The organism is Streptomyces sp. SID5785 (assembly GCF_009870065.1).
In the GTDB taxonomy this organism is placed as follows: Bacteria; Actinomycetota; Actinomycetes; order Streptomycetales; family Streptomycetaceae; genus Streptomyces.
Genome location: NZ_WWIA01000287.1, coordinates 1 through 7,517 on the forward strand (window position 1 = coordinate 1; position 7,517 = coordinate 7,517).

Annotated in this window: 6 protein-coding genes; 3 read left to right on the top strand and 3 right to left on the bottom strand. The window is 72.0% G+C overall.

Translation table 11 applies throughout. The features are described 5' to 3' along the window. From GTW43_RS37900 to GTW43_RS08940, 3 genes are all read left to right on the top strand, one after another. On the top strand, nucleotides 1-2,158 hold a 2,158-nt coding region (locus tag GTW43_RS37900), incomplete at its 5' end, for a family 78 glycoside hydrolase catalytic domain (protein WP_272922510.1). Next, nucleotides 2,080-3,168: an alpha-L-rhamnosidase C-terminal domain-containing protein gene (locus GTW43_RS38460; RefSeq protein ID WP_272922511.1), complete on the top strand. Its 1,089-nt coding sequence runs from the start codon at nucleotides 2,080-2,082 to the stop codon at nucleotides 3,166-3,168. The genes GTW43_RS37900 and GTW43_RS38460, both read left to right, overlap by 79 nt. Nucleotides 3,169-3,385: 217 nt before the next feature. Further along, entirely contained in the window at nucleotides 3,386-4,825 is a 1,440-nt protein-coding gene (locus GTW43_RS08940; protein WP_161301087.1) for an MFS transporter, read from the top strand. 66 nt (nucleotides 4,826-4,891) lie between these two features. On the opposite strand, the gene GTW43_RS08945 is transcribed toward GTW43_RS08940, so the two are convergent. The 3 genes from GTW43_RS08945 to GTW43_RS08955 form a co-directional block, all read right to left on the bottom strand. Further along, complete coding sequence (locus GTW43_RS08945) at nucleotides 4,892-5,455, bottom strand: dihydrofolate reductase family protein (RefSeq protein WP_161301088.1); 564 nt, start codon at nucleotides 5,453-5,455, stop codon at nucleotides 4,892-4,894. Nucleotides 5,456-5,571: 116 nt separating this feature from the next. Further along, nucleotides 5,572-6,342, bottom strand: a complete 771-nt coding sequence (locus tag GTW43_RS08950) for an SAM-dependent methyltransferase (protein ID WP_343245940.1) — start codon at nucleotides 6,340-6,342, stop codon at nucleotides 5,572-5,574. A gap of 179 nt (nucleotides 6,343-6,521) precedes the next feature. Then, the coding region (locus tag GTW43_RS08955; RefSeq protein ID WP_237536490.1) for a hypothetical protein at nucleotides 6,522-7,517 on the bottom strand (996 nt) is incomplete at its 5' end.

Here is a 7,517-nt window from a genome sequence, read left to right on the forward strand (position 1 = left end):
GGCTGCGGCCCTGACGCTCGCCGGCCCCGCCTCGACCGCGGCCGCCGCGGACGACCGCACCCCCTCCCCCGGCCGTCCCGGATCCGCGGCGCCCGACGGGCTGCTCGCCGACCTGCTGCCGCAGGGGCTCGGGGTGGGCGCCGGGCGCGACCTCCGGTTCAGCTGGCAGGTGCCGGACGCCGGGGCCGGCACCGTCCAACGCGCCTGGCAGGTCCAAGTGACCTCCGGCGGCGGCGACTTCGCGCGGACCGAGCTCGTCTGGGACTCAGGCCGCGTCACCTCGGCCGACTCGACCGCCGTCGCGTACGGCGGGCCGCCGCTGGAACCCGGGACCACGTACTGGTGGCGCGTACGGTGCTGGAGCCCGAACGGCTCCCCCTGGTCGCGCCCCGTGCTGCTCGCCACCGCCATGGAGGACGCCTGGACCGCCGAGCCCGTCTGGGCGCCCGCCGGTGAGACGATCACCGACGGCACCGTCTCCGCGCGCCTCAAGATCACCGCCACGGCCGCGGGCATCTGGTTTCGGGCCAGGAGCACCTCCGACACCTACCTCTGGCAGCTGCGGGCCGGGAACCCCGGGGTCCTGCGCAAGCACATCTGCCAGGGCGGGACGTACACCGTGCTGGAGGAGGTCGACCTGCCGGTCCCGGTCCCCACGGACACCTGGGTCGACCTGGAGATCACGATGGACGGCCCACGGTTCACCACGACCGTCGACGGTGCCGTCGTCGACACCACCACCGACGCCCGGCTGACGACCGGCAACGTCGGGCTGCGCAACGGCTCGACCGAGGCGCAGGTCTACGACCGCTTCACCGTCCGCGCCGCCGACGGCACCCTCCTCGTCGACGACGACTTCACGACCGACCGGGGCACGTTCTCCGCCGGAACGGTCGCCGACGGCGTCCTCACGCTGCCCACCGGCGCCTCCGCCCTCTCGTCCTATGTCGAGGACGACTCCTGGGCCCTCCTGCGCCACGCGTACCGCGCACGCGCGGACCACATCGCGGCCGCGGTTCTCCACGTAGCGGCGGAGTCACCCGATCCCGGCCGTCAGTACGTCGCCAAGGTGTGGAGCAACGGCGAGACCGTGGCACACGCGTCCGCGCGCTCGGGGACGGGCGTCGCCTACCAGGTCTTCGACATCACCAGAACACTGCGCCGCGGACGCGACAACACGCTGGCCGCGCTCTGCCACACGACCACCTCCCAGAAGTTCCTCGCGCAGCTCCACATCACCTACGCCGACGGCAGCCGTCAGACGGTGGGCACCGGCCCGGCGTGGCGGGCCCGGCGCCAGCAGGGACTGCTGCCGCCGAAGGGCAGTGCGGGCACCAACTTCTACAGTGCGCCGCAGGAGTACTGGGACCTGCGGCACGAACCCGTCGACTGGACCCGCCCGGGCTTCGACGACCGCGGCTGGGAGGCCGCGGTCACCAGGGACCGTGTCGACGGGCTCGTGCCCGCGCGCGTCGAGCCGGTGCGACTGCACGACGTCCGGCCCCGCTCGGTCACCGAAGTGGCCCCGGGACGCTGGCTGGTGGACCTGGGCCGCGAGATCGTCGGTGGCCTCCGGCTGGAGGTGCACGCCCGTACCGGTGACACCGTCGAGGTGCGCCTGGGCGAGGAGCTCAACGCCGACGGCACCGTGCGGTACCAGCTGCGGGGCGGCAACACGTACCGGGAGACCTGGACGCTGCGCGACGGCGACCAGCACGTCGAGCACTGGGGGTACCGGGCCTTCCGGTGGGCCGAGCTGCGCACGTCGATCGACCTGTCCCGGGCGTCCGTGACCGGCCGTGCGTGGAAGGCCGACTGGGACGACGCGCAGTCGTCGTTCAGCAGTTCCTCCCCCGACCTGGACCGGGTGTGGCAACTGTGCCGGTACTCGATCGAGGCCACACGCCAGGACCTCTACCAGGACACACCCACGCGGGAGCGCGGCCCCTACGAGGGCGACGCCCTCGTCAACCAGCTCTCCGAGTACGCGGTACAGCGCTCGTACGCGCTGGCGCGCTGGCGCGCTGGTCCAACGGCTATCTCTTGCGGCGTGGAACCTGGCCGACCGAGTACCGCCTCATGTGCGTCCTGTCCGCCTGGGAGGACTACCTGGCCACCGGTGACGACCGGCAACTGGCCGCCGACTACACCCTGTTGAAGGACAAGAACCTCACCGGCTTCCTCGGTGGCGACGGCCTCGTGCACAAGCGGCCGGGCGACAGCAGTGACGCGCTCGCCGACCTCGTCGACTGGCCGGCCTCCAACCGTGACGGGTATGTCTTCACCGAGGTCAACACCGTGGTGAACGCCTTCCAGTACGCCGCGTTCACCACGCTCGCCCGATGCGCCGAGGTGCTGCACCGCAAGGCCGATGCCCGGGACTTCGAGGCCCGGGCCGGCAAGCTGGCGGCAGCCATGCGGGGCACCCTGCTCGACCGTGCGGCCGGGCGCTTCGCCGACGGCGTCGGGACCACGCACAGCGCCCAGCACGCGACGGCCTTCCCCGTCGCGCTGGGCGCGGACGCCGGACTGCCGGACGACGTCCGCCGCAGGCTCGGCGCGACGCTCGCCGCGGGCGGCATGAAGATGAGCGTCTACGGATCCCAGTTCCTCCTCGACGCCCTGTTCCTGCTCGGCCGCTCCGACGCCGCCGTCGCCCTCCTCACCTCCAGCGGCACCAACTCCTGGCTGCACATGCTCGATCAGCTCCACGCCACGATCGTCACGGAGGTCTGGGACCCCGCGCTCAAGCCCAACATGACCTTCTCCCACGCCTGGGCCTCCGCCCCGGCCAACGCCGTCGCCCGCCACCTCCTCGGCGTCCGGGCGACCGCGCCCGGCGCGTCCGCGTTCCTGGTCCGCCCGCGGACCGGCGGCCTGTCCCGGGTCCACGGCACGGTGCCGTCGATCCGCGGCCCCGTGTCAGTGACGGTCCGGCACGACAAGGACGCGCACACGACGCGCGTCACGCTGCCGCCCAACTCCCGCGGCTACGTGGAGGTCGAGCTCGGCGCGTCCCACGTCCGCGACTACCGGGTCAGTGCCACACCGCCCGACGACCGGGGACGCGTGCGCGTCACCTCCCACGAGGACATCACGGGGACGGTGCTCCGGGTGGGGCCGGTGGGGTCGGGCACGACCGTGGTCGAGCGGGGCCGCGGGCACTGAACCAGGAGCCGTCTCTCCTCTCCACTCCTTAACGCAGTGATGACTTGCGTTTGCGTCGCGCTCGCCGTACAGTCCCTAACGCAGCGCACGGCTGCGTTAGAGCGTTCGGAAGCGTGACCGCCGCGTGGGGCGTGCCGCGCTCGGACGCCCCGTCCATGGAGAGGAACTCCCCATCACCGCATCCCTCGTGACTCCGAGCCGTCGATCCCGGCGGACCGTGCTCCTCACGGTCACCTGCCTGGGCCAGTTCATGGTGCTGCTCGACAACACGATCGTCGGCGCGGCGCTCCCCGACATGCAGAACCGGCTGCACACACAGCTCACCGGTCTGCAATGGATCGTCGACGCGTACGTCCTGCTCGTCGCGATGCTGCTGCTGTCCGGCGGCATCTTCGCCGACCGCTTCGGCCGCAAGCGCGTGTATCTGACGGGCGTGGCCGTGTTCACCGTCGCGTCGGTCCTGTGCAGCCTCGCCCCGTCGGTCGGCTGGCTGATCGCCGGACGCGTGCTCCAGGGCATCGGCGCCGCCGCGCTGAGCCCGGCCTCGCTCGCCCTGCTGGCCGCCGCCCATCCCCTGCCGCAGGAGCGCGTCAAGGCGATCGGGCTGTGGGCGGGACTCAGCGGCATCGGTCTGGCCGCGGGGCCCGTGGCCGGGGGCGTGCTGACGGAAGCGTTCGGCTGGCCCGCCATCTTCCTGGTCAACCTGCCGATCGGCGTGCTCCTGCTCGTCCTCGGCCTGCGCACCCTCGACGAGACCCGCAATCCGGGCGCCCCCGCGATCGACGTCCCCGGGACCGTCCTGTCCGTCCTGGCAGTGGGGGCGCTGACCTATGGACTGATCGAGGGCGGCGCCCGCGGGTGGACGTCGCCGGTGATCCTGGGCGGGTTCGCCGCGGGAGTGGTCCTGCTCGGCGCCTTCCTCGCCGTGGAGGCGCGCCGCCCCGCTCCGATGCTCCCGCTCCGGCTGTTCCGTCAGCGACTGTTCACCGTGTCCAACACCGCGATGGTGGTGGTGGGGTTCGCGCTCATGGGCTCGACGTTCTTCTTCTCCCAGTACTTCGTGTCCGTGCAGGGCAGTTCCGTCCTGGGCGCCGGTCTCCAGACCCTGCCGACCTCGCTCGCCATGGTGGTCGTCAGCCCGTACGCGGGCCGGCTCGCCGCACGGTACGGGTACCGCGTCGTCGTCACCGCCGGACTGGCCCTCGCCGGGCTGGGGCTGCTGGCACTCGGCGCCGTGCACGCCGACACCGGGTACGGGAACGTGTGGTGGCGGCTGGCCGTCGTCGGGATCGGCTTCGCGCTGACCATGTCCCCGCTGACGGGCGCCGCCATCCAGGCGGTCAGCCCTCAGGAGGGCGGTCTCGCATCGGGCATCAGTAGCACGACCCGGCAGATCGGCGCGGTGCTCGGCGTGGCGGTGCTCGGAGCCGTCGTCCGGACCCGGCAGTCCGGCGGCGCCTCCTTCGAGACCGGCCTCACCAGCGCCTTCACCACGGCCGGTGCGGTCACCCTGGCCGCGGCCCTGTTCACGGGAGTGTGGCTGGCACGGTCGCGGCCGGCGGACACCTCGACCGCCCCGGCGCGCACCACGGCACCGGGCACGACCGCGGAGACCACGGACAGCACCGCGAACGAGGCTGCTGTGCCCCGGCGTTGACCGCCGCGTACGCCCTGACCCGACGGACACGGCACACGGCGGCCGGGTCGATGATGCGCCCGGGAGTCAGCGCCTCGTCTCGTACCGGGTCAGGGTCACGCCGCCCGGGAACGTCCGTGTCTCCAGGAGGTTCAGGTTCACCCAGTGGTCCAGGGCGGTGAAGAAGGGCGTGCCGCCGCCCACCAGGACCGGCGCGGTGGCCAGCACGTACTCGTCGATCAGTCCCGCCCGCAGGGCCGCCCCGGCGAGCGTCGCCCCGGCGATCTCCATCGGGCCGCCGTCCTCGGCCTTGAGCCGGGCGATCTCGCTCACCGCGTCGCCCCGGAACAGCCGGGTGTTCCAGTCGACCGTGTCGACCGTCGAGGAGAACACGACCTTCGACATGTCCCGCCAGCGGCGCGCGAACTCGACCTCCGCCGCGGTGGCGTCGGGCCGCTGGTCGCCGGTCGGCCAGTACGAGCTCATCGTCAGCCACAGCTTGCGCCCGTACAGCGACACGTCCGTCGCCTGCAATCGGTGGGACCAGAACTGGAACAGCTCGTCGCTCGGCGCGCTCCAGCCGATGTCGTCCCCGGGCGCGGCGATGTAGCCGTCGAGGGACACGTTCATTCCGTAGACCAGTTTCCGCATGGGCCCAGCTTTCCGTGAGGCGGTCTCCCACCGGCTGACCGACGCGGCGCGGAAGGCTCATCGGTACCCGACCGGAGCGCTCTGCCGGGCGGGGTTCAGGGGTGTCCGGGGCGGCTTCAGTCCTTGCGGCCCACCGCTCCGTAGAACCCGATGCGTTCGGAGCCGGCGGGCGGTGTGGTGTCGGGGCGCCAGTCCGGGCACTGGACCAGACCGGGGTCGACGAGGGTGAAGCCGTCCAGGAACGCCTCGACGCGGGCGCGCGGGCGCAGGTTCAGCGTGGCGGTGGCCTGGCCGTAGACCGCCTGGGCGTCACGGCGGTCGGCGAAGTCGCCCGTGGCGTGCGACAGGATCAGCATGCTGCCGGGCGCCAGCGCGTCGCGCAGCTCGGCCACGATCCGCTCCGGTCGCTCCGCGTCGGTCAGGAAGTGCAGGACGGCGACGAGGCACAGTGCGACGGGTTCGGCGAAGTCGATGACGCGGCGCACGTCGGGGTGGTCCAGGATGCCGCGCGGCTCGCGTACGTCGGCGAGGACGATGCTGGTGGGGCCCTCGCCGCGCAGCAGGGCGTCGCCGTGGGCCTTCACGATGGGGTCGTTGTCGACGTAGGCGACCCGTACGCCGCCGGTCAGGTCCTGGGCGATCTCGTGCACGTTCGGCGACGTGGGCAGCCCGGCGCCGATGTCCAGGATCTGGCGTACGCCGCTCTGCACAGCGTGGCGCACCGCGCGGTGCAGGAAGTCGCGGTTGGCCCGCACTCCCATGCGGGCCTCGGGTGCGGCCGCGGCGAGCGCCTCGCCGGCCTCCTGGTCCACGGGGTAGTGGTCCTTGCCGCCGAGGAGGTAGTCGTAGATCCGCGCGGGGTGTGGCTTGCTGGTGTCGATCCGCACCGTTGCTCGTTCCTTCCCGCGGGCGCCGCCCTGCCCCGCCACCGATCGGACGCGATCAGCATCGCACATCAACTCGACTGCCGATCGGCTCAGTTCTGAACAGCAAGGGGCGGCGACGGGCGGCTTCCCTGCGGCGGAGGGCCGGGTCGCGTCCGGCCCGGCCCTCCGCCGGACCGGCGCTAGTGCGGGACCGGGCACACCCCCGCTGCGGCGACGGTGTTGTAGCTGGGCGCGGGGATCGGCGCGGCCGTGTTGGTGCTGCCGAGCTGCTTGAGGATCTCGTCGGAGAGCAGGTCCTGCTGGCCCTTGAGGGCGTCGGCGACGGTGGTGTCCTTCGGGAAGACGAGCTCGGCGGCGATGTTGTCCTGCACGATGCGCGCGAGGTTGTCGAGCGCGGTGAAGATCGGGTCCGCCGGGGGCTCGAGGCCCGGCAGGTCGATGAGGTGGGTCGCGACCTTCGCCGCGTTCATGCAGTCCTTGATGATGATGGTGTTCTGGTTGAGCACGCTCGTGGTCCACTGCGACAGGACCACGCAGTACAGGTCCGCCCACGCCGCCTCGCCGACCTTGGCACGCCAGGTCTTCATGACCTCGTGCACACCGTCGATCTGGGCCCTGGAGGCGTGCTCCATGTTCGTGCGGATGTCGGGGTAGACGCTGCCCGAGAAGGCCTCGAACGACGCCATGTCGAACGTCTCGTCCGCGATCGAGGCGTCGATGAACCTCAGGCCACCGTCGATGATGTTGCCGCAGGACGTGGTGAGCGCCGCGGGCAGGTCGGCGGCGGCGAGCTGGTCGCGGGCCGTGGTGAGTTTGGCGGCGTACGCCTTGAGCGGCTCGATCCACGCGGTGGACGTGTCGTCGTTGAACGCCACCATGACGAGGTCGTGGGGGTCGATGCGCGCGGCGTTGGGCAGGTTCGGGATCTTGTCCGCGAGGTAGGAGGCGATCACGGAGAAGATGCCGAGCGGGACGTGAGCGATGGACTTCGCCAGCTCGAACGTCGGCGCCACGGGGTTGGTCGACTCCTGGCCGTCCTCGGTGACGAGGGTGAAGCGGCCGCCCTTGGCGTCGTTCTGCACGACGACGACCGGGGCGAGGTGCTTGATCAGTTCTGCTTTCAGGGTGGCGTAGTTGGCGCGCATCCCTGCGTTGACGGCGAGCATCGACTCGCG